Source organism: Pseudomonas sp. PDM28, assembly GCF_019219115.1.
GTDB classification, from domain to species: Bacteria; Pseudomonadota; Gammaproteobacteria; order Pseudomonadales; family Pseudomonadaceae; genus Aquipseudomonas; species Aquipseudomonas laurylsulfatiphila.
In genome coordinates this window covers 606212-630319 of record NZ_JAHUWG010000002.1, presented here as the reverse complement: position 1 = coordinate 630319, position 24108 = coordinate 606212, and the positions used below count along the sequence as shown (strand labels likewise).

Here is a 24108-nt window from a genome sequence, read left to right as displayed (position 1 = left end):
TAATTGTGGGAGCGAGCTTGCTCGCGATGGCTGAGTGTCAGGCGACATGGATGTTGGCTGTGATGGCCCCATCGCGAGCAAGCTCGCTCCCACAGGGTTACCGGGTGTACGCAACACCTGCGGATAACCAACACTAGTGTGGGAGCTTTATCTGTCTCATCCCATCGAAGCGGCTACCCGCTACCCAAGTAGCATTCGTCGCCCCCCACAGACTTCGTACACTCGTGCCTCATATACACGCACCCGCGGGAGGTAAGGATGCAGCAGAGCGAAGGCGTCGTCAGTGCAATGTCCCAGGCCACCGATGCCCGACAGGTCGCGCAGGAACTGGCACGACAGTTGTTGCACCCGCACCTGGGGTTCGTGCTGTTCTTCTGTTCCGCCGAATACGACTTGCAGGCGCTGGGCCAGGCCTTGCAGCAAAGCTTCGGTGGCATTCGCCTGGCGGGCTGCACCAGCGCCGGGGAAATCACCCCGCTGGGCTATGGACGCAATTGCGTGACGGCGGTGGGTTTCGACCACCGGCACTTTTCCATCTCGATCGAGCTGATCGACCAGATGGAGCACTTCAGCCTGATCGACGCCCAGCAAATGGTCGAGCGCCTGGTCAGTGGCTGTCGCAGCAACACCCTGGCCCCGATCAAGGGCAACAGCTTTGCCCTGACCCTGCTTGATGGCCTGTCCAGCCGTGAAGAAATGGTCCTGGCAGCCTTGAGTGCGGCCTTGGGCGACATTCCGCATTTCGGCGGTTCGGCCGGCGACGATAACTACCTGACCCATACCCATGTGTACTTCGATGGCGAGTTCCACAGCGGCGCGGCCGTGGTGGTGCTGGTCAATACCTGGCTGGATTTCGAAGTGTTCACCACCCACCACGTGCTGCCCCGCGCCGAAAAGCTGGTGGTCACCGGGGCCGACAGCACCTTGCGCCGGGTCTTCGAACTCAATGCCGAGCCTGCCGCCGAGGAGTACGCCCGGCACATCGGCGTACCGGTGGCGCAGCTCGATCACCGGGTCTTCGCCGCGCACCCGTTGGCAGTGCGGATCAACCAGCAATACTACGTGCGGGCCATCCAGCAGGTGCATCCGGACCTGAGCCTGAGTTTCTACTGCGCCGTGGAAAACGGCATCGTCCTCACCGCCATGACTCCGGGGCCGATGCTGCCGAACCTGCAGAGCCTGTTCGAGGGATTGCAGGAGCGCCTGGGCGATTTGCTGCTGACCATCGGTTGCGACTGTTTCCTGCGGCGTCTGGAACTCGAAGACGACGGCAGTCTTGATCAGATCGGCGGTTTTTTGCGTGAGCAACGGGTGATGGGTTTCAACACCTATGGAGAACAGTTCAATGGCATGCACATCAACCAGACCTTCACCGGCGTTGCCATTGCCCGTGGCCGTGCCCCAGGACATCGCTGAGCTGCAGGCCGAGCTGGCCGGGCTGCGCCTGGAAAACCACAAACTGCAGCGCATCAATGGCGCGCTGATCGAGCGGGTCGAGTCCGGGGGAACCCGCGGCAACGATCCGTACGCGGCATTCCAGCATTCGGTGGTGCTGGCCGAGCAAGTGCGCGAACGCACCGATGCCCTGAACCAGGCCATGGCCGAACTCAAGGCCGGTAATCATTTGCTCAGCGAAGCCCGCCTGCGTGCGGAAACGGCGCACCAACACCTGATCGATGCCATCGAAAGCATTTCCGACGCCTTCGTGCTGTTCGACGCCGAGCAGCGCATCGTGCTGTTCAACAGTCGCTTCAAGGCGTTCTGGAGCAACAGCCGGGTGCGGATCAACGCCGGCATGCGCCTGACCGAGGTCAAGCGACTGATGATGAACAACGCCCTGTTCACCGAAGAGCCGCGCGGGCATGCCGACGAAAACCTGCTTTACCGCCTGCAGAATGGGCGCTGGCTGCAAGTCAGCGAGCGGCCGACCCAGGAAGGGGGGCGGGTGATCCTGTTCACCGACATCACCGACGTCAAACTCAGCGAAACCGTACGCCGTGAACAGGCGGTGGCGCAGAAGTCGCATCTGTTGCAACGGGCGGTCGACAACCTGTCCCAAGGGGTGGCGATGGTCAGCGCCGAGGGCATCCTTGAGTTGTGGAACCGGCGTTTCCTGGAGTTGAGTGGCCTGGCGCCGGTGGCGGCCCATCGCCCGTTTGCCGAAGTGATCGCCGACAGCGAGCTGAACCTGCTGACCCCGGCCAGCCGCGATGGCAACGGACGACCGGTGCGCGAATGCGAGCAGCGCCTGTACGATGGCCGGGTCCTGGAAATCCGCACCCATCCGTTGCCCACCGGCGGTTTCGTCAACACCTTCACCGACATCACCGAGCGCTACCAGCACGCCGAGGCGCTGAGTGAAAGCGAACACTGGATTCGCCTGATCACCGATCACGTACCGGCATTGATTGCCTACCTCAATGCCGACCTGGTCTACGAGTTCACCAACAAGGTCTACGAAGAGTGGTACTGCTGGCCCCGCGGCGTGATGCTCGGCCAGAGTCTGCGCGAAGTGCACAGCGAACAGCATTACCAGCGGCTGGAGCCCTACGTGGCCAGGGCACTGGCCGGCGAGAGCGTGACGTTCGAGTTCGCCGAAACCAACGTCAACAACCAGGAGCGCTACATGCTGCGCTCCTATGTGCCCAACCGTCTGGCCAGTGGCGAGGTGGTGGGAATCTTCGTGCTGATCCGCGACATCACCGAACGCCGCCGCACTGCCGAGGCGCTGCATCAGGCGTATCAGAACCTGGAGCTGCGGGTACGCGAGCGCACGGCGGAATTGACCACCCTCAACGACCAGTTGCTGCGCGAGATCGATGAGCGTCGCCTGGTCGAGTCACGCTTGCGCGAGGCCAAGCAGGAAGCCGAGCAGGCCAACCTGTCGAAGACCAAGTTTCTCGCCGCCGTCAGTCATGACCTGCTGCAACCGTTGAATGCCGCGCGCCTGTTTACCAGTGCCTTGCTGGAAAGGCGCGAGCCGATGTCCAGCGAGACGCTGGTGCGCAACGTGAGCAATTCTCTGGAAGACGTGGAGAACCTGCTCGGCACCCTGGTGGATATTTCCAAGCTCGATGCGGGGGTGATCAAGGCCGACATTGCGCCGTTCGCCCTCAGTGAACTGCTGGACAACCTGGCCGCCGAATACACCCAGGTGGCGCGCAGTGAAGGCCTGCAATTGCACTTCATCGGCTGTTCGGCGCTGGTGCGCAGTGACATCCAGCTGCTGGCGCGGATCCTGCGCAACCTGCTGAGCAATGCGATTCGCTATACCTACAGTGGTCGCGTGGTGCTCGGTTGCCGGCGGCATCATCAGTGCCTGACGATCGAAGTCTGGGACAGCGGCATGGGCATTGCCGAGCATCGTCTGGAGGAGATTTTCCAGGAATTCAAACGCGGGGATGTGCAGCGACCCGATCAGGATCGCGGCCTGGGCCTGGGCCTGGCGATCGTAGAGAAGATTGCCGGCATCCTTGGGCATCCCATTCATGTGCGTTCATGGCCGGGCCGGGGGTCGATGTTCTCGGTCGAAGTGCCGTTGAGCGCCACCGCGCCGAAGCCGCAGCCTGCGTTGCAGATGAGCGAGCCGATGCTCGAGCGCCTGCGGGGGGCGCGGATATGGGTGCTGGACAACGACGCGACCATCTGTGCCGGCATGCGCACCTTGCTGGAGGGGTGGGGGTGTCGGGTGGTGACGGCGCTGTCGGAGGAGGACCTGGCGCGGCAAGTGGACAATTTCCACGCCGAGGCCGACCTGCTGATTGCCGATTATCACCTGGACAACGATCGCAACGGTGTCGACGCCGTGGCGCGCATCAATGCCCGGCGCGCGTCACCGGTGCCGGCGATGATGATCACGGCCAACTACAGCAATGAACTCAAGCAGCAGATCCGCGAACTGGGCCACACCCTGATGCACAAGCCGGTGCGGCCGATGAAGCTGAAGACGGCGATGAGTCATTTGCTTGCAAGGCCATGAACCTGTCGGTGTTTGTGAGGGCCTCATCGCTGGCAAGCCAGCTCCCACAGTGGATGTGGGCTGTTCACAAAACCCTGTGGGAGCTGGCTTGCCAGCGATGGAAGCGACGCGATCTTCAGTTTCAACGCCGCAAATAAGACCCGAAATCAATATCCCCGGCACTCAGGATCGCCTGCACCCGGTTGTGCACGTTGAGCTTGCGCAGGATCGCCGAGACGTGGGCCTTGACCGTGGTCTCGGCGATTTCCAGGGTGTAGGCGATCTGTTTGTTCGATTCGCCCTTGGTCATGCGTTCCAGCACCTGCAGTTGCTTGCGGGTCAGGGCCTGGAGCAGTTCGGGCGGGAAGCTCGGGGTGTCGTTCATGCGCCGGTGGGTGCTGCTTTTGGCGGTGCGGATGATGTCCGGGGGCAGGTAGACATTGCCATTGAGAATCTGCTGGATGGCATCGGTCATCTGGGCACGGGGTGAAGACTTGGTGATGAAACCCACCGCGCCGTAGGTAATGGCCTGCAGCACGATCTGCTTGTCCTGTTCGGCGGAGACAATCACCACCGGAATGGTCGGCGCTTCGTTACGCAGGTTGATCAGGCCGTTGAGCCCGTGCATGCCGGGCATGTTCAGGTCCAGCAGGATCAGGTCCAGGTCGTCGTGTTCCTGGGTCAGGGCCAGGGCGCTGTCCAGGTCGGCGGTTTCCATCACTTCGCTGCCGGCAAAACCGTCGCTGATGACGTTGTGGATGGCTTCGCGAAACAGCGGGTGATCGTCGGCTATCAGAATTTTGTACATGGCCTTTCACCTCATTATTTTGATTATGGTGTGGCAACAACACGCACGCGTAAAGCTCAGGGAAAGGGTTCGGGCCTTGCTGGCGAAACCGGCAGGTTGGCCGCTTGCCAGGCGTCCAGGCCATCGCGATACCAATACAGGGTCTTATAGCCCATGGTGGCTGCGCGCTTGACCGCATTCCAGCTCAACCAGCAGTCGGAGCGGCAATAGAAGACCAGCGGTTGCGTCGGGTCGCCGGCGGTCAGCTTTTTCAGGTTGGCGGCGAAATAGTCCTGCCATTGCGGCGTCAGCTCACCGTCACCGGTATTGGCCAGCCAATGGCTGCCGGGCAGGTTTTCATGGGGCTGGTCTTCGATGAATTGCCCCTGCAGCCACTGGCGGCGGTAGACGTCGATCAGCAGCGGGCGCGGGGTTTGGTCGAGCAGGGCTTGCAGGGCGTGGGTATCGACGATGGTTGCGCCTTGCAGTTGGTCTGGCGTCGGGCTGCGGTACAGGCCGATGCGATAGCCGTCGCTGGAGAACAGTGCGGTGTCGGCCTGCGCGGTGCTCAGCAGCAGGCCCAGCGACAGGGCGGCGAGAGTAGGGCGCAACAGGCAACGTCGGGCACGCGGCATGGGGTCAGTCCTTATAGTTATGGACCTATTACATGCCAGTCGGGGGGCGTTGGGAATGCGACGATAGACAGGGAAACCAGTACTAAAGTAGTAATTTCACCCTGCTTAATGAAGATCCCCTGTGGGAGCGAGCTTGCTCGCGATAGCGTTATGTCAGTCAATTCATTTATTGAATGTGCCGCCGCTATCGCGAGCAAGCTCGCTCCCACAGGGAATGTATTTACCCAGCCTTGCGCAAGGCCGCATGCTGCGGGTTGAAGGTCAGTACGGCGAGCAACGCGAACAGCAGCGTCAGCCCCATGCACACTGCCAGCGCCAGCGGATTGAAGCGTTCGTACAGGGCAAAACGCACCAGCTCCACCGCATGGGTGAACGGATTCACCGCGCACAGCCAGTACAACCATTCGCTGGCCTCGCGCATCTTCCACAGCGGATACAGTGCCGATGACAGGAAAAACAGCGGGAAGATCACGAAATTCATCACCCCGGCAAAGTTCTCCAGCTGGCGGATCGCGTTCGACAGCAACAGGCCCAGTGCGCTGAGCATCAACGCCACCAGCAGCAGCGCCGGCAACGCCAGTAACAGGCCCATGGCCGGTGGCCGCACGCCGTAGACCCAGGCAATCGCCAGGAACGCATACACCTGCAACAACGAAATCAGTGAGGTGGCCAGCAGCTTGCTGCACAGCAGGAAGGTACGCGGCAGAGGGCTGGTCAGCAGCACGCGCATGCTGCCCATCTCGCGGTCGTAGACCATCGACAGAGACCCCTGCATGCCATTGAACAGCAGGATCATGCAGGCCAGGCCGGGAATGATGTAGACCTCGTAGGGGATATAGGTGTCGTAGGGCTCGATGATCGCGATCCCCAGCGCCGCGCGAAAACCGGCGGCAAACACCAGCAACCACAGCAGCGGCCGCACCAGGGCGCTGAGAAATCGCGTGCGTTGCAGCACAAAGCGCAGCCACTCGCGCAGCACGATACCGCTGAAACATTGCCAGTAAGCGTTCATTGGGCAGCTCCCGATGTAGTCAGGCGGGTGAAGGCCGAACCGAGGTCACCGCCGTGCTCCAGGCTCAGCGCATCGGCCTGTCCGCTGGCCACCAGCCGGCCTTGATGCAGGATCAGCAAGTCATCGCTGGGTTGCACTTCGTCGAGCAGGTGGGTGGTCCAGAGCACGCTGATGTGCTCCTCGCGACACAGGCTGCGGATGTGCTGGTTGAGCGCCAGGCGACTCGCCGGGTCGAGGCCGACACTGGCTTCATCGAGCAGCAGCAGGCGCGGCTCATGCAACAGGGCGCGGGCAATTTCCACCCGGCGACGATGGCCGCCATTGAGTTCGCGCACCCGTTCGCGGCGGCGCTCGGTCAGGGCCTGGCGGGCCAGTTCGGCGTCGACCCGAAGGTCGGTCTGGCGCCGGGACAGGCCATGCAATGCCGCGTGATAACGCAGGTTCTGCTCGACGCTGAGGTCCAGGTCCAGGGTGCTTTGCTGGAACACCACGCCCAATTGCCTGAGCGCTGGGCGTGCCGCGCTGCGCAATGAACAGCCACCGACGCGGATCTCGCCGTGCTGCAGATCATAGAGCCGGGTCAGCAGGGCAATCAGGGTCGACTTGCCGGCGCCGTTGGGCCCCAGCAGCGCGGCGAAACGCCCGGGTTCCAGGCTGAAACTCACTTTGCGCAAGGCCTCCCGGGCGCCGTAGGCAAAGCTCAGGTCGCTGACTTCAAGGGCGTTCATGGCGTCACCACCACGCCCCAGGGATAGCGCCCGACCTTCACCGATTTGCTGACCTTGAGGCTGTCGACATCGATCACCGAGACATCGCCGCTGACGCCGTTGGTGGCCAGCAACTGTTTCTGATCCGGGGTGAACGCCATCTGCCAGACCCGTCGACCCACCAGCAGATAATCGAGAATCTCGAAGGTCTTGGCATCGATCACCGCCACATGGTTGGCCGGGCCGAGGGCGACGAAGCCGTACTTGCCATCGGCGCTGAGCTTGATGCCGACCGGCTGGACCTTGTCCGGGTGCACGCCCTTGATCTGGAAGTTCAGGGTCTTGAGCGCGGTGCGGCTGGCTACATCGAGAATGGTCACGGTGCCGCCGATTTCCGCCGAGGCCCAGAGCCTGGCGCCATCGGGGGAGAACTCGACAAAGCGCGGACGCTGGTCCACCAGGGTGCTGTCGGCCAGGGTCTGGGTGCTGGTGTCGATCCAGTGCAGCATGTTGGTGGTTTCGCTGGTGTTGACCGCCCACTTACCGTCAGGGCTGACGGCCATGCCCTCGGGCTCGACGCCGACATCGATCTGGCCGAGCACCTTGGAGGTCTCGGTGTCGATCACCGTGACCAGCGCATCGTCTTCATTGGAGACGTACAACCAGCGGTTGTTCGGGTGCAGGGCGAATTGCTCGGGGTCTTTGCCCGAGGGCAGTTCCTTGATGATCTTGCGTGTGGCCACGTCCATCACCTGGACCCGGTCCGAGTCGCTGGCGCAGATGTACAACAGCTTGTTGTCATGGGACAGCAGCAGGCCCCGGGGGCGCTGGCCGACGGGCAGGGTGTCGGTGACTTGCAGGGTCTGCATGTCGATCAGGCTCAGGCTGTTGTCCTTTTCGTTGGAGACCCAGGCAGTGCTGGCAACGGCATGGCCGGCGGCGAGCAGCAAGGTGCACGAGAGCAGGGTGCGGCGCATGGCGGATTCCTTGTTGTTGTGATGTTCGGATCAGGGAAAGCGGCAGCTGACTTCGGGTTTGTCGTAGCCCAGGCTGTCCATCTCGTTGAACGGGTGCAGAAAGCCGTCCTGGGGTGAAGTGCTGACCAGCGCCCGGGGCTGGACGATAGGAATCGGCTGGCGCAACTGGCCGTTCCACGGCCGGTAGCTGAGCTTGCGGCCCTTGAATCCGTCGAGCGGCAATTGATCACTGATTTCAAGCGTACGGATCGCCATCGGCTCGGCCTGGCGCAGTTTGCTCACGGCGCTGGCGATGCTGCGCACGGCCATCCAGGCGGCGAAATCGCGGTCATTCATCCAGCGCCCGGTCAGGGCTTCAAAGCGTTTTTGCAGCTGCGCGGCGCCGTAGGTTTCCACGGTCTTGTGCCAGCCCACCGGGGTCAGGCCCTGGGTGCCGGCGACCGGGCGTGGGTACCAGGTCTGGTAGGGCACGTATTCACCGAAATCGCCGCGTTCATCGGCCACCAGTACCACGTCGTACTCGGCTGTCTGGGTGAACAGCGGCATGTCGGCCTGGGCGCTGCGGCGTTGGTCGTTATCGAAGCTCCAGGTTTTTTCCGCCACCAGTTGCAAGCCGAAACGCTTGGCCCCGCGGCGCAGGGCGGCGGCATAGGCTTGATCGTCCGGCGTCGGGCCGACAATCAGCAGCGCCCGCTGCCATTTGCGCAACACCAGAAACTGCGCCAGTGCATCGGCGAGCATCGCCCGGCTCGGCAAGGTGTGCAGCACGTTCGGCAGGCAATCGGTGGTGCGCAGGCTGTCATCGGCACTGCCGGCGTTGAACAGCAAACTGTCGGGCAGTGCCGCACTCAATTGGCGCAGGCTGGTCGCGGGGGCATTCACCACAAACAGGCGCAGGCCTTGTTCGTGCTGAGCCTTCGCCGCTTCGAGCAAGGCTTCGGGGCTGTCGACGCTGGCGCTGACCAGGCTGTAGCCGTGGTTGAGAAAACGCCCGGTGCTGTTGCTGTCGGTGATCGCCAGTTCGGCGCCGCGCAGCCCGGCATCGGTGGGTTCGGGAATGACGTTGGACAGCAACGGGCCGGGGTCGGGGCGATAACCCAGGTAGCCGATCCGCACCTGCAAGGGCGCATCGGCAGCCTGGCTTTGGGTGGCCAGGCCGGCGGCGCAGGCAATCGCCAGCAGGTAGATCAGGGCGTAAGGGGCAAGCTGGCGCATAAGGCTCTCCATGACCGTTAGCGCCAGCATAGGAAGCCTGGGGGGCGGTGAAAATATGCAGAAAGTACCGAAGGGCCAGTACCAAGGTAGTAGCCCGCCACACACGGCGCGGTTCTAGCATGGGTAACCACGGCCACTGATCTGGAGGGGATTGACCATGCGTATCGTCAAAGCACTGCTCCTGCCGTTTCTGCTGATCCTGACCCTGATCGGCGTCGACCGGCTCCAGGGCCCGCGTCCGGTGTCCAACGATCGCCTTACGACCAAGGGAGTAGGTGGCGACCACCAAAGCAGCATGGGGTCTGGGCGCAGGGCTTTCTAAGATGGCTGCCATAGCCTCTGCCAAGAGGTTTTGCGTGCAATCCAGAGGGCATGACAATGACAACAAAATGCAACGCCTTGCTCGTGACCGGTCTATTGGCCAGTTTGATCAGCGCAGGTTCGGTCTGGGCCCACGGCAACGTGGTGCCACAGGCTGTCGCCACCCAGGGCCTGACCCCGATAAAAGATGCCGGTGTGCAGCTCGATGCCGATGGCTGGGCCGCGGTGAACCCGTATCGCACCGCCCCGGAACACGACAAGGCAGTGGAAATCGGCGCTTCGGCCTATACCCAGAACTGCGCGGCCTGTCATGGCCTGGAGGCCAAGTCCGGCGGCATCGCCCCCGACCTGCGCATGCTTGATGTCGGCGAGGCGGGCGATGAATGGTTCGTCGAAAGGGTGCGCCATGGCGCGGTACGCGACGGTCGCGTGTACATGCCGAAGATGGCCGACTACCTGAGCCAGGAAGCCCTGTGGGCGGTGCGCACTTATCTGGACACTGTGCACGTCGAGGAGTGACCCATGCGCCTGTTCGCGGTGTTGATCAGCGCTCTGTGGCTGTGCTGCCAGGCGGCGCAGGCGCAGGTTCGCAACTACGACGAAATGATCGCCGCCGGGGAGCTGAAGGTGGCGGTCTACAAGGACTTCGCCCCCTACAGCTTTGAACGTGCCGGCAAACCCCAGGGTGTCGATGTCGAGCTGGCCGAAGCCCTGGCCAAGGCGCTCGGCGTGCGCCTGACGCTGATCTGGGCGCCGGCCGGGGAAAAGCTCGATGACGACCTGCGCGATTACATCTGGCGTGCCAGTGCCTTGCACAACCAGCAACTGGCCGACCTGATGATGCGCGTGCCCTACGACCACGACTACGCGCAGAGGCGCAACGAAGTCGGTGAGCTGGTCAACGGCCATGTGGTGATGTTCGGTCCGTACCAGAACGAACAATGGCAGGTGGCCTATGACCGCCGAAGGCTGGACAAGGTCGCCAGCGTCGCGGTGTTCGAGCAGCACCCGATTGGTGTCGAAGTCGACAGCGTGCCGTCGTTCTACCTGACTTCGGTGTTCAACGGCATGCTCGCCGGCAAGACCCATCACTACCCCGGCGTGCCCCAGGCGTTTGCCGCGATGAAGGCCGGTGAGGTCGACGCGGTGATGGCCATGCGCGGCGAAATCGACTGGCAAGTGCACGAAGCGGCCGACCCGCAGCTGGCGCTGGCAGAAAATGCCTACCCGAACATGGGCAAGCAGCTCTGGGAAATCGGCATGGCGGTGCACGAAAGCAACCGGCAACTGGCCTATGCCGTGGAAGAGGCGCTCGAAGGCCTGATCCGCGAGGGCGCGGTGAAGACCATCTACGGCCGTTACGGCCTGCAATACGACGTGCCCGAGATGTATCAATAAGGAGCAGGCGATGAAATGGCGAGGGAGTTGTCTGTTGGCCTGCTGGTTGAGCCTGGCGGCACAGGCTGGCGCTATCGATCCCGGCAAAGACCCAGTGCCATCGGTGATGTGGGCTTTCTATCAACAGCAGTTTCTGGGTAATGCGCCGTTCGTTTTCGATGAGCGGGTCAAGTTGCTGGCACCGCCGTTTGCCGAAGACGCCCGGCAGGTGCCGCTGGAAATCGACGCCCGGGCGCTCAAGGGCGAGGTGGTGAGAATCCTTGCCTGGGCAGAACTGAATCCGTTGCCGAAAATCGTCGATTTCCAGCCGCTGGATTCGGTTTTGCCCTGGCTGTCGTTGCGCATTCGCATCGAACAGGCCACACCCCTGCGCGCGGCGGTGTTGACCCGCGACGGGCTGTGGCATGTCGGCTCGACCCTGATTGACGCCGCAGGTGGCGGTTGCACCGCGCCGAGTGTGGTGCGCACCCAGCCGGGCTGGGAGGAACACATCGGCGAAGTGCTCGGCGGGCGCTATCCCCGGGGCGGATTCAGCCGTTTGCGTATGCAGGTGGCCCATCCCATGGACAACGGCATGGTCAGCGGCATTCCGGAGTTCTTCATCAACCATGCCGAGCTGCGCGACCACAACGAGCACGTGCTGGCCCGGCTGGAGCTGTTCCCCGCGGTCAGCGAAAACCCCAACCTGGCCTTTGACATCGAGGGGGCAGGGCAAACGCGTCTGTTGCTACGGGACAACAGCGGCAATGAGTTCGATGCGTCGATCCCCTGACCCCAAGGAGCGTGGCATGCGCTGGATCCTGTTGATGGTGTTAAGCGTCAGTCTGCCGGCCCTGGCCGATCTCGACTACTCACTCAAGCCCCGGCAGATCGCCCGGGACACCTGGCTGCTGGAAGGCAGCACCGATAATTTCGCCAAGGCCAACGGCGGCAACATCGTCAACACCGCGTTTATCGTCACTGAACGCGGTGTGGTGGTGATCGACACCGGGCCGTCCCGGCGTTACGGCGAAGCGATGCGCAAGGCCATTGCCGCCACCACCGACAAGCCGGTGATCGAGGTCTTGCTGACCCATCACCACCCGGACCATGTGCTGGGCAATCAAGCCTTCACCGACGTGCCGATCGGCGCCCTGGCCGGCACCACCGAACTGTTGCACCGGCAAGGCGATGCCATGGCCGAGAATATGTACCGGATGGTCGGCGACTGGATGCGCGGCACCGAAGTGGTGTTGCCGACGCAGACGCTGACACCCGGCGTGAAAAGTTTTGGGAATCACGATCTGCGTCTGCTGAGCCTGGGTGGGCATACGGGCGCGGATCTGGCTATTCTCGACCAGCAAACCGGCGTGCTGTATGCCGGGGACCTGGTGTTTTATCAGCGGGCGCTGACCACGCCCAACAGTCCGGGGTTGTCAGTGTGGCTGGCGGACATCGCGACCCTGCAAGCTTTGCCCTGGACGCAGGTCGTGCCGGGCCATGGGCCGGTGGCCAGTGATCGGCAACCCTTCGAGCAGATGCGCGATTACCTGAGCTGGCTCGATCAGCTCATGCGCGACGGCGCGGCCAATGGCAGTGATATGGCCGAGATGATCCGCAGCCCCATCCCCGAACGCTTCGCCGGGATCAACCTGAGCCGTTATGAACTGATCCGCAGCGTCAGCCATCTGTACCCGCGCTATGAGCGCGAGCGGATGATGCGGGTGGATTCTGCCAGCAAATAGGCGACCACAAATCTTCTGTAGGAGCGAGCCTGCTCGCGATGGACGTTAACGATAACGCTGGCAGCCTGACACCCTGCGGTGTCCTTGAGTCCATCGCGAGCAGGCTCGCTCCTACAAAGAGGCCGGTGCCGTTCACAAAATTTCGTGTCCATCTCCTCCCACCCTGTACCAAGGAACTAGCAATCTCCTCATTGCGGGCAATTGTTGTCAGGGCGGCGGCGCCCAAGAATCTGCACCAGACCGGGAAAATTTCCGGACATAACAAAAATCCGCAGAGGAAGCCGTCATGACTCAACCCGCACGTCGCCAGCCCTTCGTCCTGAGCTTGCTGCTCAGTGCCATGCTGTTGTCCGGCCAGGCATTGGCCGGGGTTTCCGACCAGGACATTCTCCAGGACCCGAAGAACCCGGAACAGGTCGTGACCAACGGCCTTGGCGTTCAAGGGCAGCGCTACAGCCCGCTGGATATTCTCAACGTCGACAACGTCAAGGAGCTGCGCCCGGCCTGGGCGTTTTCCTTTGGCGGTGAAAAACAGCGGGGCCAGCAGGCGCAGCCGATGGTCAAGGACGGCGTGATGTACATGACCGGTTCCTACTCCCGGGTCTTCGCCGTGGATGCGCGTACCGGCAAGAAACTCTGGCAATACGATGCGCGCCTGCCCGATGACATCCGCCCTTGCTGCGACGTGATCAACCGTGGCGTCGCGCTGTATGGCGACCTGGTGATTTTCGGCACCCTCGACGCCAAACTCGTGGCGCTGAACAAGGACACCGGCAAGGTGGTGTGGAGCAAGAAAGTCGCCGACCACAAGGAAGGCTACTCGATCAGCGCCGCGCCGCTGGTGATCAACGGCAAGTTGATTACCGGCGTGGCCGGTGGCGAGTTCGGGGTGGTGGGCAAGATCGAGGCCTACGACCCGAAAAACGGTGATCTGCTGTGGACCCGGCCGACGGTCGAAGGCCATATGGGCTACGTCTACAAGGACGGCAAAGCCGTGGAGAACGGCATCTCCGGTGGCGAGGCGGGCAAGACCTGGCCGGGCGATCTGTGGAAAACCGGCGGTGCGGCCCCTTGGCTTGGCGGTTATTACGATCCGGAAACCAACCTGCTGCTGTTCGGTACCGGCAACCCGGCGCCGTGGAACTCGCACCTGCGCCCTGGCGACAACCTCTACTCCTCGTCGCGCCTGGCGCTCAACCCGGACGACGGCACCATCAAATGGCACTTCCAGAGCACACCCCACGACGGTTGGGACTACGACGGCGTGAACGAGCTGGTGTCGTTCAACTACAGCGAAGGCGGCAAGGAAATCAAGGCGGCGGCCACGGCCGACCGTAACGGTTTCTTCTACGTGCTGGATCGCACCAACGGCAAATTCATCCGTGGCTTCCCGTTCGTGGACAAGATCACCTGGGCCACCGGCCTGGATAAGGACGGCCGGCCGATCTACAACGAAGCCAGCCGTCCCGGCGCCCCGGGTTCGGAAGTCAAGGGCAGCTCGGTATTCGTGGCGCCGGCGTTCCTCGGTGCGAAAAACTGGATGCCGATGGCCTACAACCGGGACACCGGGTTGTTCTATGTGCCGTCCAACGAATGGGGCATGGACATCTGGAACGAAGGCATCGCCTACAAGAAAGGCGCGGCGTTCCTCGGTGCCGGCTTCACCATCAAACCGTTGAACGAAGACTACATCGGCGTGCTGCGGGCCATCGATCCGAAAACCGGCAAGGAAGTCTGGCGTCACAAGAACTACGCGCCGCTGTGGGGCGGAGTGCTGACCACCAAGGGCAACCTGGTGTTCACCGGCACGCCTGAAGGCTTCCTGCAGGCGTTCAACGCCAAGACCGGCGAAAAGGTCTGGGAATTCCAGACCGGCTCCGGCGTGCTCGGCTCGCCCATCACCTGGGAAATGGACGGCGAACAGTACGTCTCGGTGCTCTCCGGCTGGGGCGGCGCGGTACCGCTGTGGGGCGGCGAAGTGGCCAAGCGGGTGAAGGACTTCAACCAGGGCGGCATGCTCTGGACCTTCAAGCTGCCCAAGGATCTTGTGGCCAAGCACTGATCCCTTGTGGGAGCGAGCTTGCTCGCGATGTTCGTCAACGATAACGCTGGAAACCTGATACCCCGCGGCGTTCTCGGGTTCATCGCGAGCAGGCTCGCTCCTACAGTGATCGGTGTGAAACCTACGACCAAATAACGAGAGCCCCTCCTGCCAACGACGCATTCGTCTGGCACGCGGGGCTCTCTAGTATCGGCTCATCGCCTGTCAATACGACAGGCATCGACCCAGACAGAGGCCCACCATGATCTACGCACAACCCGGAACCCCAGGCGCCGTTATTACCTTCAAGCCGCGCTACGGCAACTTCATCGGTGGCGAGTTCGTTGCCCCGATCAATGGCGAGTACTTCACCAACACCTCGCCGGTCAATGGTGAAGTGATCGCCGAGTTCCCGCGCTCCAGCGCCGCCGACATCGACAAGGCCCTCGACGCCGCCCATGCCGCTGCCGACGCCTGGGGCAAGACCTCGGCCCAGGACCGCTCCCTGGTGCTGCTGAAAATCGCCGACCGCATCGAGCAGAACCTTGAGGTCCTGGCCGTCACCGAAACCTGGGACAACGGCAAGGCCGTGCGCGAAACCCTGAACGCCGACGTACCGCTGGCGGCCGACCACTTCCGTTACTTCGCCGGCTGCATCCGTGCCCAGGAAGGCGGGGCTGCCGAGATCAACGAGTTGACCACGGCCTATCACTTCCATGAGCCCCTGGGCGTGGTCGGGCAGATCATTCCGTGGAACTTCCCGCTGCTGATGGCCGCCTGGAAACTCGCCCCGGCGCTCGCCGCCGGCAACTGCATCGTGCTCAAGCCTGCCGAGCAAACGCCGCTGTCGATCATGGTCTTTGCCGAGTTGATCGCCGACCTGCTGCCGGCGGGCGTGCTGAACATCGTCCAGGGCTTCGGTCGCGAAGCCGGCGAGGCCCTGGCCACCAGCAAGCGCATCGCCAAGATCGCCTTCACCGGTTCGACCCCGGTGGGCGCGCACATCATGCATTGCGCCGCCGAGAACATCATCCCGAGCACCGTCGAACTGGGCGGCAAGTCGCCGAACATCTTCTTCGAGGACATCATGAACGCGGAACCGGCTTTCATCGAAAAAGCCGCCGAAGGCCTGGTGCTGGCGTTCTTCAACCAGGGCGAAGTCTGCACCTGCCCGTCCCGGGCGCTGGTGCAGGAGTCGATCTACGAGCCGTTCATGGCCGAGGTGATGAAGAAGATCGCCAGGATCAAGCGCGGCAACCCGCTGGACACCGAGACCATGGTCGGCGCCCAGGCGTCCGAGCAGCAGTACGACAAAATCCTCTCGTACCTGACCATTGCCCAGGAGGAGGGCGCCGAACTGCTCACCGGCGGCGCGGCCGAACGCCTGGAGGGCGACCTGTCCAGCGGTTACTACATCCAGCCGACCCTGCTCAAGGGCCACAACAAGATGCGCGTGTTCCAGGAAGAAATCTTTGGCCCGGTGGTGGGTGTCACCACCTTCAAGGACGAAGCCGAAGCCCTGGCGATTGCCAACGACAGCGAGTTCGGCCTCGGCGCCGGCCTCTGGACCCGCGACATCAACCGCGCCTATCGCATGGGCCGGGCGATCAAGGCCGGACGGGTGTGGACCAACTGCTACCACCTGTACCCGGCGCATGCGGCGTTCGGCGGGTACAAGAAGTCCGGCGTTGGCCGGGAAAACCACAAGATGATGCTCGACCACTATCAGCAGACCAAAAACCTGCTGGTGAGCTACGACATCAATCCGCTGGGGTTCTTCTGATAACTCAAGAACACTGAAAAACCTGTGGGAGCGAGCCTGCTCGCGATGAGGTCAGCACATTCGCCGTTGATGTCGACTGTCAGACCGCTTTCGCGAGCAGGCTCGCTCCCACATGGGGATCTGGGGTTCTGGAAATTTGCTCGGCACCCCCTACCAAATCACCCCGCCAACTCCTTCGAAAGTAGCATTCGGGCACTCAACGCCCCGTGCATTAATGGCTCTACCGGAATCACCCGGCACAAGAAGAGGAATGACCCATGTGGACTAAACCCGCGTTTACCGATCTGCGCATTGGCTTCGAAGTGACGATGTATTTCGCCAACCGTTGATTGATCACCCGGCCAGCCGATGGGTTGGCCGGGCCTGCCTCCTGGAGCATCCGTCATGCACATCCGCGTTCTCGGTTCCGCCGCTGGCGGTGGTTTTCCGCAATGGAACTGCAACTGCCGCCAATGCGCCGGTGTGCGCAATGGCAGCCTGCGGGCCCAGCGCCGTACGCAGTCGTCGATTGCCCTGAGTGACGACGGTGTGGAGTGGGTGCTGTGCAACGCGTCACCGGACATTCGCGCGCAACTCGAGCGTTTTGCACCACTGCAACCGGCGCGGCGCCTGCGTGACAGCGCCATCGCCGGCATCGTGCTGCTGGACAGCCAGATTGACCATTGCACCGGTTTGCTCAGCTTGCGCGAAGGCTGCCCCCATGACGTTTGGTGCACCGAGCGTGTGCATCAGGATCTGAGCAGCGGTTTCCCGTTGTTCAACATGCTCGGACACTGGAACGGCGGACTGCACTGGCAACCGGTCGGCCTCGATCGCCAGCCGTTCGGCATCCCGGCCTGCGGGCATTTGCAATTTCGCGCGATTCCCCTGGTGAGCAACGCGCCGCCGTATTCGCCCAATCGCGGCAACCCGCAACCGGGCGACACCATTGGCCTGTTCGTTGAAGACCTGCGCAGCGGCGCGTCGCTGTTCTATGCGCCGGGCCTTGGCCGAATCGACGATGAAGTGCTGGGCTGGATGCAGCGTGCCGATTGCCTGCTGCTGGACGGCACCCTGTGGCGCGACGACGAGATGCGTATCTGCGAAGTCGGCCAGAGCCTGGGCAGCGAAATGGGGCACCTCCCACAAAGCGGCCCCGGCGGGATGCTGGACGTGCTGGAGGGTTTCAACCGCCAGCGCAAGGTGCTGATCCACATCAACAACACCAATCCCATTCTCGATGAAGACTCGGCCGAGCGGGCTTTGCTGGAGCGGCGGGGGATCGAAGTGGCTTATGACGGCATGAGTATTGAGCTGTAGCGGCTGGCCCCTTCGCGAGCAGGCTCGCTCCCACAGGGTTTGGCAGTGTCCACAAAACCTGTGGGAGCGGGCTTGCCCGCGAAGAGGCCGGAACAGACACCGAAGATTCCCCGGAGACCCGCAATGACCGACACACCCCTGTCCCCCAGCGAATTCGAAGCCGCCCTGCGCGCCAAGGGCGCCTACTACCACATCCACCATCCTTTCCATCAAGCCATGTACGCCGGCCGCGCCAGCCGCGAGCAGATCCAGGGCTGGGTCGCCAATCGCTTTTACTATCAGATCAACATTCCCCTGAAGGACGCCGCGATTCTCGCCAACTGCCCGGACCGCGACGTGCGCCGCGAGTGGCTGCAACGGATTCTCGACCACGACGGCGCTCCCGGCAGCGAGGGCGGAATCGAAGCCTGGCTGCGCCTGGGCGAAGCCGTGGGCTTGGATCGCGAGCAGATCCTCTCTCAGGAGCTGGTGCTGCCTGGTGTGCGTTTTGCCGTGGACGCCTACGTCAATTTCGCCCGTCGCGCCTGCTGGCAGGAAGCGGCCAGCAGCTCGCTGACCGAACTCTTTGCCCCACAGATCCATCAGTCTCGACTCGACGCCTGGCCGACCCATTACCCGTGGATCGACGCCGCCGGCTACGACTATTTCCGCACGCGTCTGAGCCAGGCGCGGCGCGATGTCGAGCATGGGTTGCGCATCACCCTGGCGCACTACGTGACGGCCGAGGGGCAACAACGCATGCTGGAGATCCTGCAGTTCAAGCTCGACGTGCTGTGGAGCATGCTCGATGCCATGAGCATGGCCTACGAACTTGCGCGCCCGCCGTATCACACGGTTACCGGCGACAATGTCTGGCACCGGGGGATCGCCCTGTGAGCCTGATCGACCGCCAGCAGTCACCGGCCTTGCGTCGCGGTTTTCGTCTGCAATGGGAACCCCGCCAGGACTGCCACGTGCTGCTGTACCCCGAAGGCATGATCAAGCTCAACGCCAGTGCCGGGCAGATTCTCGACCTGGTGGACGGCCAGCGCAGTGTGGCGGCGATCATCGAGCGATTGAGCGCGAATTTCCCCGGCGTACCCGGGATCGACGAAGACGTGCTGGCGTTTCTGGAGGTGGCCCATGCGCAATTCTGGATCGAGTGAGACGCTGCCCGGACCGCCGTTGTGGCTGCTCGCCGAGCTGACTTACCGCTGCCCGTTGCAGTGCCCCTATTGCTCCAATCCGTTGGACTTTGCCCGGCACGGCGAGGAACTGAGCACGCAAGAATGGATTCGCGTATTCCGCGAGGCGCGGGACATGGGCGCCGCGCAATTGGGCTTTTCCGGTGGTGAGCCGCTGGTGCGACAGGACCTCGCCGAACTGATCAAGGCCGCCCGGGACATGGGCTACTACACCAATCTGATCACCTCCGGCATCGGCCTGACCGAGCAGAAGGTGCGCGACTTCAAGGTGGCCGGGCTGGACCATATCCAGATCAGCTTCCAGGCCGCCGACGAAGCGGTGAACAACATGCTCGCCGGCTCGCGCAAGGCCTTTGCCCAGAAACTCGCCATGGCCCGTGCGGTGAAAGCCCAGGGCTATCCGATGGTGCTGAACTTCGTCACCCATCGGCACAACATCGACCGCATCGCGCAGATCATCGAGCTGTGCCTGGAACTGGAGGCGGACTTTGTCGAATTGGCCACCTGCCAGTTCTATGGCTGGGCTGAACTCAACCGCGTCGGCCTGCTGCCCACCCGCGAGCAATTGCAGCGCGCCGAGCGCATCACTAACCAATACCGCGAACGCCTTGAAGCCCAGGGCCACCCGTGCAAGTTGATCTTCGTCACCCCTGACTACTACGAGGAACGCCCCAAGACCTGCATGAACGGCTGGGCCAACCTGTTTCTCGATATCACCCCCGACGGCACGGCCTTGCCTTGCCACAGCGCCCGACAGTTGCCGGTAGCGTTTCCCAACGTGCGCGAGCACAGTCTCTCGCACATCTGGAACGACTCGTTCGGCTTCAATCGTTTTCGCGGCGACGACTGGATGAAGGAGCCGTGCCGCTCCTGCGACGAAAAGCACAAGGACCTGGGCGGGTGCCGCTGCCAGGCCTTCATGCTGACCGGCGATGCCGCCAATGCCGACCCGGTGTGCAGCAAGTCGCCGCACCACGGGGTGATCCTCAAGGCCCGTGAGGAAGCCAAGGCGCCGGGGCTGGGGATCGAACACCTGACGTTGCGCAACGCGAAGGCTTCGCAGCTGATCTATCGCGGCTAGTCCAGTGACACTGATCCCTGTGGGAGCGAGCTTGCTCGCGATGAGGGCGGCACATTCAACATTGATGTCGACTGTGAGGCAGCTATCGCGGGCAAGCCCGCTCCCACAGGGGGGCTGCGGTGAATTCGAATGTGAGTACACCCCAGGCAGTGCTACCCATTGGTCTGATTGCATTCACAGCAGGATGGTTTAGTGTGGTTTCTACCTTCCAAAACAATAAAAACAGGCTTTCCAATGAGCCAGAGTCTCAACCAGCTGCGCAAGTTCGTTTCCCCTGAAATCATCTTCGGTGCCGGTAGCCGGCACAGTGTCGGCAATTACGCCAAGACCTTTGGTGCACGCAAGGTCCTGGTGGTCAGTGACCCCGGCGTGATCGCCGCCGGTTGGGTCGCCGATGTCGAGGCCAGCCTGCAGGCGCTGGGCATCGAATACTGCCTGTACAGCGATGTCTCGCCCAACCCTCGGGTTGAAGAGGTGATGCTCGGTGCCGAGATGTACCGGGAAAACCACTGCGACGTGATCGTCGCCGTGGGTGGCGGCAGCCCGATGGACTGCGGCAAAGGCATCGGCATTGTCGTCGCCCATGGCCGCAGCATTCTCGATTTCGAGGGCGTGGACACCATCCGCGTGCCCAGCCCGCCGCTGATCCTGATTCCGACCACCGCCGGCACCTCGGCCGATGTCTCGCAATTCGTGATCATTTCCAATCAGCAGGAGCGCATGAAGTTCTCCATCGTCAGCAAGGCCGTGGTGCCGGACGTTTCGCTGATCGACCCGGAAACCACCCTGAGCATGGATCCGTTCCTGTCGGCCTGTACCGGCATCGACGCCTTGGTGCATGCCATCGAGGCCTTCGTGTCCACCGGCCACGGGCCGCTGACCGACCCCCACGCGCTGGAGGCGATGCGCCTGATCAATGGCAACCTGGTGCAGATGATCGCCAACCCGAGCGACATTGCCCTGCGCGAGAAGATCATGCTCGGCAGCATGCAGGCCGGGCTGGCGTTTTCCAACGCCATCCTGGGCGCCGTGCATGCCATGTCCCACAGCCTCGGCGGTTTTCTCGACCTGCCCCACGGCCTGTGCAACGCGGTGCTGGTCGAGCATGTGGTGGCCTTCAATTACAACTCGGCACCAGAGCGTTTCAAGGTAATCGCCGAGACGTTCGGCATCGACTGCCGGGGCCTGAATCACCGGCAGATCTGCGGGCGCCTGGTCGAACACCTGATCGCCCTCAAGCATGCCATAGGCTTTCACGAAACCCTCGGTTTGCATGGCGTCAGGACCTCGGACATTCCGTTCCTGTCGCAGCATGCGATGCACGATCCGTGCATCCTGACCAACCCGCGCGAATCCAGCCAGCGTGATGTCGAGGTCGTCTATGGCGAAGCCCTCTGACGAGCAACAACGGGCCCTGACCGGGCTGCTGGGGCTGGGCAGCCATTCGGCGCGCAAGAGTCATTACCCGGAACTGGCCGCGCGCCTGGATGATCTGGAAGCCGAGCGCAACCGCTACAAGTGGCTGTTCGAAAACGCGGTGCACGGGATCTTCCAGGCCAGCCTGCACGACGGCATGCGCGCCGCCAACCCGGCGCTGGCACACATGCTCGGCTACCAGGACCCGCAGGAGGTGCTGTTCTCCCTGACCGACCTTGCCAGCACCCTGTTCGTCGACGGCGCGCAGGAACTGGAAGCCATCGGCGAAATCCTCAGGCACCAGCGCAGCCTGCACGGCTATGAAACCCGCTTGCGGCGCAAGGACGGCAGTCACCTGGATGTATTGATGAACCTGCTGCTCAAGCCCGGCCAGGAAGGCCTGGTGGAAGGGTTCGTCTCCGATATCACCGAGCGCAAGCTGGCCCAGCGACGCCTGCAGCAACTCAATGACGAACTGGAGCAGCGCGTCGTCGCGCGCACCGATGAATTGCTCGAAGCCAACCGTAACCTTCAGCAGCAGATCACCCAGCGTAAACAGATTGCCAAGGCCTTGCGCGATGCCCGCGATGCCGCCGAGGCCGCCAACCACAGCAAGGACAAATACCTCGCCGCCGCCAGCCACGACCTGCTGCAACCGCTGAACGCCGCGCGGTTGCTGATTTCGACTTTGCGCGAACGCAAGTTGCCGGAAGCCGAGCAGGTGCTGGTGGAACGCACTCACCAGGCCCTGGAAGGGGCCGAAGACCTGCTGACGGATCTGCTGGACATTTCCCGGCTCGATCAGGCCGCGGTCAAGCCGGACATCGCGTTGTACCGCCTCGACGAACTGCTGGGGCCTCTGGTGTCGGAGTTCCAGTCCGTCGCCCAGGCAGCCGGCTTGAACCTGCGGGTGCACATGGCCGATTACGCCATCAGCACCGACTTGCGCCTGATGACGCGGATCCTGCGCAACTTCCTCAGCAATGCCTGCCGCTACACCGATGAAGGCAGCATCCTGCTGGCGGCAAGGCGTCGGGGCGAGATGTTGCGCCTGGAGGTCTGGGACACCGGGCGTGGCATCGCCGCCGACCGGCTCGATTCGATCTTCCTCGAGTTCAACCAACTGGATGTCGGCCGAGCCGCCGACCGCAAGGGGGTGGGCCTGGGGTTGGCGATTGTCGAGCGCATCGCCAAGATCCTTGGCTACAGGATTGGCGTTCACTCGTTGCCGGGGCGGGGTTCGATGTTCAGCATCGAGGTGCCGTTATCCGATGAGGTTCCATTGCCCGTGAGCCAGGCGGTGCCACAGCCGGGCACCGGCAACCCGTTGCCGGGACGCCGTTTACTGGTGATCGACAACGAAGTGAGCATTCTCCAGAGCATGGGCGCGTTGCTCGGGCAGTGGGGCTGCGAGGTTCTGGTCGCCACCGATGAAGCGGGTGCGCTGGCGGCGTTAGGCGGGCAGGCGCCGGAACTGATTCTCGCGGACTACCACCTCGATCACGGGGTGGTCGGCTGTGATGTGGTGCGACATTTGCGCGAACATTTCCACCAGGACATTCCCGCGGTGATCATTACTGCCGACCGCACCGACCATTGTCGGCGTGCGTTGCAGCGGCTCAACGCGCCCTTGTTGAACAAACCGGTGAAGCCCGGCAAGTTGCGAGCGGTGTTGAGTCAACTGTTGGGGGCATCTGCCTGAAACGGCCGATACTGCAGGGTCAAGCCCAGTTCGATGGCTTGACCTTGCTCCAGCAAACGCAACCCCGGCCGACCGGGCAGGTGGTGCGCGTTGACCGGGTGGCTCACCGGTTCGATGCAGAAAAACTCCAGGCCCACGGGGCAGTAGAGCAGGTAGTAATCGCTGCCGGTGGCCTGACAGTCCAGTTCGTATCCGAGGTCGGGCTGGCGGATCAGGCAATGGCCGTTCCATTCGCAGAAGCCGTTGTCCACGAGCGATTCGGGCAATGGCTTGAGCTGCTGGAAATCCCATTCGACCGGCAATGCGCTGAGTTGCGTCGGTAGTTTTTTTTCGTTGCACAACCATACCTCGCGGGCCGCGGCCTGCAGTCGGGTGTTGGCGGTGCGCGGCAGATACGGATGCAGTCCCAGTCCATGCCAGGCGGCGTGTTCGGCCAGATGCGTAACGCTCAATTCGATGCTCAGCTTGCCCGCGTTCAAATGGAAACGTTGCCGGGCGCGATAAGCGAAGGGGGTTGTGCTGTCGAGTTGCAGGACCACTTCATTTTCCGACCGGGAAACCACATCCCACGCCTGCTGCCAGGCGCTGCCGTGTATCGGCAGCGGATCGGTGAGGCTGTTGGGTGTCAGTGCCAGCCAGCCATCGGGGCAGTCGAAACCGCCTTCGGCGATGCGGTTGGACCAGGGGATCAAGGGAAAGCAGCCGAGCTTGCCGGGCAGGCCGGTGTTCAGGGCGTGCTCATCGGCGTGGCGCAGTAAGGGCTGTCCGCTGTTGCGCACGGTCCAGTTGACGATGCTGGCGCCGAGTTCGGGGGCGAGTGTCAGGTGAGTGTATTCGTCTTCGAGTTCGAGAAGTGCGGGCGTCATTG

23 protein-coding genes are annotated in these 24108 nt (G+C 62.8%); 16 read left to right on the top strand and 7 right to left on the bottom strand.

What is annotated here, in order from left to right; all coding sequences use genetic code 11:
- Positions 1-258 precede the first annotated feature (258 nt).
- Positions 259-1416 carry a nitric oxide-sensing protein NosP gene (nosP, locus tag KW841_RS05985; RefSeq protein ID WP_007976600.1) on the top strand — a complete coding sequence of 386 codons (1158 nt, stop codon included), beginning with the start codon at positions 259-261 and terminating at the stop codon, positions 1414-1416.
- Positions 1346-3979, top strand: coding sequence for a hybrid sensor histidine kinase/response regulator NahK/ErcS' (gene nahK / locus KW841_RS05980; protein WP_256357714.1), 2634 nt, complete (start codon positions 1346-1348; stop codon positions 3977-3979). The genes nosP and nahK overlap by 71 nt, the downstream gene beginning before the upstream one ends.
- A gap of 121 nt (positions 3980-4100) precedes the next feature.
- On the opposite strand, the gene KW841_RS05975 is transcribed toward nahK, so the two are convergent.
- The 6 genes from KW841_RS05975 to KW841_RS05950 all read right to left on the bottom strand — a co-directional run bounded on the left by KW841_RS05975 (position 4101) and on the right by KW841_RS05950 (position 9291).
- Positions 4101-4766: a response regulator transcription factor gene (locus KW841_RS05975; RefSeq protein ID WP_007976602.1), complete on the bottom strand. Its 666-nt coding sequence runs from the start codon at positions 4764-4766 to the stop codon at positions 4101-4103.
- 56 nt (positions 4767-4822) lie between these two features.
- On the bottom strand, positions 4823-5380 hold the full coding sequence (locus tag KW841_RS05970; RefSeq protein ID WP_218474427.1) for a PQQ-dependent catabolism-associated CXXCW motif protein: 558 nt from the start codon (positions 5378-5380) through the stop codon (positions 4823-4825).
- Between the two features lie 220 nt (positions 5381-5600).
- On the bottom strand, positions 5601-6392 hold the full coding sequence (locus KW841_RS05965) for an ABC transporter permease (RefSeq protein WP_218474424.1): 792 nt from the start codon (positions 6390-6392) through the stop codon (positions 5601-5603).
- Entirely contained in the window at positions 6389-7120 is a 732-nt protein-coding gene (locus KW841_RS05960) for an ABC transporter ATP-binding protein (RefSeq protein WP_095967638.1), read from the bottom strand. Before KW841_RS05960 ends, KW841_RS05965 begins: the two co-directional genes overlap by 4 nt.
- Positions 7117-8076: a YVTN family beta-propeller repeat protein gene (locus tag KW841_RS05955; RefSeq protein ID WP_218474421.1), complete on the bottom strand. Its 960-nt coding sequence runs from the start codon at positions 8074-8076 to the stop codon at positions 7117-7119. The genes KW841_RS05960 and KW841_RS05955 overlap by 4 nt, the downstream gene beginning before the upstream one ends.
- Positions 8077-8106: 30 nt before the next feature.
- Positions 8107-9291, bottom strand: coding sequence for an ABC transporter substrate-binding protein (locus KW841_RS05950; protein ID WP_218474418.1), 1185 nt, complete (start codon positions 9289-9291; stop codon positions 8107-8109).
- Positions 9292-9448: 157 nt separating this feature from the next.
- Between KW841_RS05950 and KW841_RS05945 the strand changes: the two genes are divergently transcribed.
- The 14 genes from KW841_RS05945 (at position 9449) to KW841_RS05880 (ending at position 23240) form a co-directional block, all read left to right on the top strand.
- A complete protein-coding gene (locus KW841_RS05945) occupies positions 9449-9613 on the top strand; it encodes a hypothetical protein (protein ID WP_167399490.1) in 165 nt (54 codons plus the stop codon).
- Positions 9614-9669: 56 nt separating this feature from the next.
- The gene (pedF, locus tag KW841_RS05940) at positions 9670-10131 is read left to right on the top strand and encodes a cytochrome c-550 PedF (RefSeq protein WP_218474415.1); all 462 of its coding nucleotides are present in this window, start codon (positions 9670-9672) and stop codon (positions 10129-10131) included.
- A gap of 3 nt (positions 10132-10134) precedes the next feature.
- Entirely contained in the window at positions 10135-11010 is an 876-nt protein-coding gene (locus KW841_RS05935; protein ID WP_218474412.1) for an ABC transporter substrate-binding protein, read from the top strand.
- A gap of 10 nt (positions 11011-11020) precedes the next feature.
- A complete protein-coding gene (locus KW841_RS05930; protein WP_218474408.1) occupies positions 11021-11782 on the top strand; it encodes a quinoprotein dehydrogenase-associated SoxYZ-like carrier in 762 nt (253 codons plus the stop codon).
- A 16-nt stretch (positions 11783-11798) separates the two neighbouring features.
- Entirely contained in the window at positions 11799-12734 is a 936-nt protein-coding gene (locus tag KW841_RS05925; RefSeq protein ID WP_218474405.1) for a quinoprotein relay system zinc metallohydrolase 1, read from the top strand.
- Between the two features lie 286 nt (positions 12735-13020).
- Positions 13021-14796 carry a PQQ-dependent methanol/ethanol family dehydrogenase gene (locus tag KW841_RS05920; RefSeq protein WP_104447410.1) on the top strand — a complete coding sequence of 592 codons (1776 nt, stop codon included), beginning with the start codon at positions 13021-13023 and terminating at the stop codon, positions 14794-14796.
- A gap of 241 nt (positions 14797-15037) precedes the next feature.
- Positions 15038-16558, top strand: coding sequence for an aldehyde dehydrogenase family protein (locus KW841_RS05915; protein WP_015095428.1), 1521 nt, complete (start codon positions 15038-15040; stop codon positions 16556-16558).
- Positions 16559-16815: 257 nt separating this feature from the next.
- A complete protein-coding gene (pqqA, locus tag KW841_RS05910; RefSeq protein WP_003253598.1) occupies positions 16816-16887 on the top strand; it encodes a pyrroloquinoline quinone precursor peptide PqqA in 72 nt (23 codons plus the stop codon).
- A gap of 55 nt (positions 16888-16942) precedes the next feature.
- On the top strand, positions 16943-17857 hold the full coding sequence (gene pqqB, locus KW841_RS05905) for a pyrroloquinoline quinone biosynthesis protein PqqB (RefSeq protein ID WP_218474402.1): 915 nt from the start codon (positions 16943-16945) through the stop codon (positions 17855-17857).
- A 123-nt stretch (positions 17858-17980) separates the two neighbouring features.
- Positions 17981-18733 carry a pyrroloquinoline-quinone synthase PqqC gene (gene pqqC, locus KW841_RS05900; protein WP_218474400.1) on the top strand — a complete coding sequence of 251 codons (753 nt, stop codon included), beginning with the start codon at positions 17981-17983 and terminating at the stop codon, positions 18731-18733.
- Positions 18730-19002 carry a pyrroloquinoline quinone biosynthesis peptide chaperone PqqD gene (pqqD, locus tag KW841_RS05895; RefSeq protein WP_007972043.1) on the top strand — a complete coding sequence of 91 codons (273 nt, stop codon included), beginning with the start codon at positions 18730-18732 and terminating at the stop codon, positions 19000-19002. The genes pqqC and pqqD overlap by 4 nt, the downstream gene beginning before the upstream one ends.
- Positions 18980-20122, top strand: coding sequence for a pyrroloquinoline quinone biosynthesis protein PqqE (pqqE, locus tag KW841_RS05890; protein ID WP_218474397.1), 1143 nt, complete (start codon positions 18980-18982; stop codon positions 20120-20122). The genes pqqD and pqqE overlap by 23 nt, the downstream gene beginning before the upstream one ends.
- Before the next feature lie 234 nt (positions 20123-20356).
- The gene (ercA, locus tag KW841_RS05885) at positions 20357-21520 is read left to right on the top strand and encodes an alcohol dehydrogenase-like regulatory protein ErcA (RefSeq protein ID WP_007972176.1); all 1164 of its coding nucleotides are present in this window, start codon (positions 20357-20359) and stop codon (positions 21518-21520) included.
- Positions 21504-23240: a NahK/ErcS family hybrid sensor histidine kinase/response regulator gene (locus tag KW841_RS05880; RefSeq protein ID WP_218474395.1), complete on the top strand. Its 1737-nt coding sequence runs from the start codon at positions 21504-21506 to the stop codon at positions 23238-23240. Before ercA ends, KW841_RS05880 begins: the two co-directional genes overlap by 17 nt.
- Here the strand turns inward: KW841_RS05880 and KW841_RS05875 are convergent.
- A complete protein-coding gene (locus KW841_RS05875; protein WP_218474393.1) occupies positions 23216-24106 on the bottom strand; it encodes an aldose 1-epimerase in 891 nt (296 codons plus the stop codon). The two genes, KW841_RS05880 and KW841_RS05875, sit on opposite strands and share 25 nt — an antisense overlap.
- Positions 24107-24108: the final 2 nt, after the last annotated feature.

Excerpts from the sequence above, each read along its gene's own strand:
- nosP (WP_007976600.1), top strand. The coding sequence starts at position 259 with ATGCAGCAGAGCGAAGGCGTCGTCAGTGCAATGTCCCAGGCCACCGAT.
- nahK (WP_256357714.1), top strand. The coding sequence starts at position 1,346 with ATGGCATGCACATCAACCAGACCTTCACCGGCGTTGCCATTGCCCGTG.
- KW841_RS05975 (WP_007976602.1), bottom strand. The coding sequence starts at position 4,766 with ATGTACAAAATTCTGATAGCCGACGATCACCCGCTGTTTCGCGAAGCC.
- KW841_RS05970 (WP_218474427.1), bottom strand. The coding sequence starts at position 5,380 with ATGCCGCGTGCCCGACGTTGCCTGTTGCGCCCTACTCTCGCCGCCCTG.
- KW841_RS05965 (WP_218474424.1), bottom strand. The coding sequence starts at position 6,392 with ATGAACGCTTACTGGCAATGTTTCAGCGGTATCGTGCTGCGCGAGTGG.
- KW841_RS05960 (WP_095967638.1), bottom strand. The coding sequence starts at position 7,120 with ATGAACGCCCTTGAAGTCAGCGACCTGAGCTTTGCCTACGGCGCCCGG.
- KW841_RS05955 (WP_218474421.1), bottom strand. The coding sequence starts at position 8,076 with ATGCGCCGCACCCTGCTCTCGTGCACCTTGCTGCTCGCCGCCGGCCAT.
- KW841_RS05950 (WP_218474418.1), bottom strand. The coding sequence starts at position 9,291 with ATGCGCCAGCTTGCCCCTTACGCCCTGATCTACCTGCTGGCGATTGCC.
- KW841_RS05945 (WP_167399490.1), top strand. The coding sequence starts at position 9,449 with ATGCGTATCGTCAAAGCACTGCTCCTGCCGTTTCTGCTGATCCTGACC.
- pedF (WP_218474415.1), top strand. The coding sequence starts at position 9,670 with ATGACAACAAAATGCAACGCCTTGCTCGTGACCGGTCTATTGGCCAGT.
- KW841_RS05935 (WP_218474412.1), top strand. The coding sequence starts at position 10,135 with ATGCGCCTGTTCGCGGTGTTGATCAGCGCTCTGTGGCTGTGCTGCCAG.
- KW841_RS05930 (WP_218474408.1), top strand. The coding sequence starts at position 11,021 with ATGAAATGGCGAGGGAGTTGTCTGTTGGCCTGCTGGTTGAGCCTGGCG.
- KW841_RS05925 (WP_218474405.1), top strand. The coding sequence starts at position 11,799 with ATGCGCTGGATCCTGTTGATGGTGTTAAGCGTCAGTCTGCCGGCCCTG.
- KW841_RS05920 (WP_104447410.1), top strand. The coding sequence starts at position 13,021 with ATGACTCAACCCGCACGTCGCCAGCCCTTCGTCCTGAGCTTGCTGCTC.
- KW841_RS05915 (WP_015095428.1), top strand. The coding sequence starts at position 15,038 with ATGATCTACGCACAACCCGGAACCCCAGGCGCCGTTATTACCTTCAAG.
- pqqB (WP_218474402.1), top strand. The coding sequence starts at position 16,943 with ATGCACATCCGCGTTCTCGGTTCCGCCGCTGGCGGTGGTTTTCCGCAA.
- pqqC (WP_218474400.1), top strand. The coding sequence starts at position 17,981 with ATGACCGACACACCCCTGTCCCCCAGCGAATTCGAAGCCGCCCTGCGC.
- pqqE (WP_218474397.1), top strand. The coding sequence starts at position 18,980 with ATGCGCAATTCTGGATCGAGTGAGACGCTGCCCGGACCGCCGTTGTGG.
- ercA (WP_007972176.1), top strand. The coding sequence starts at position 20,357 with ATGAGCCAGAGTCTCAACCAGCTGCGCAAGTTCGTTTCCCCTGAAATC.
- KW841_RS05880 (WP_218474395.1), top strand. The coding sequence starts at position 21,504 with ATGGCGAAGCCCTCTGACGAGCAACAACGGGCCCTGACCGGGCTGCTG.
- KW841_RS05875 (WP_218474393.1), bottom strand. The coding sequence starts at position 24,106 with ATGACGCCCGCACTTCTCGAACTCGAAGACGAATACACTCACCTGACA.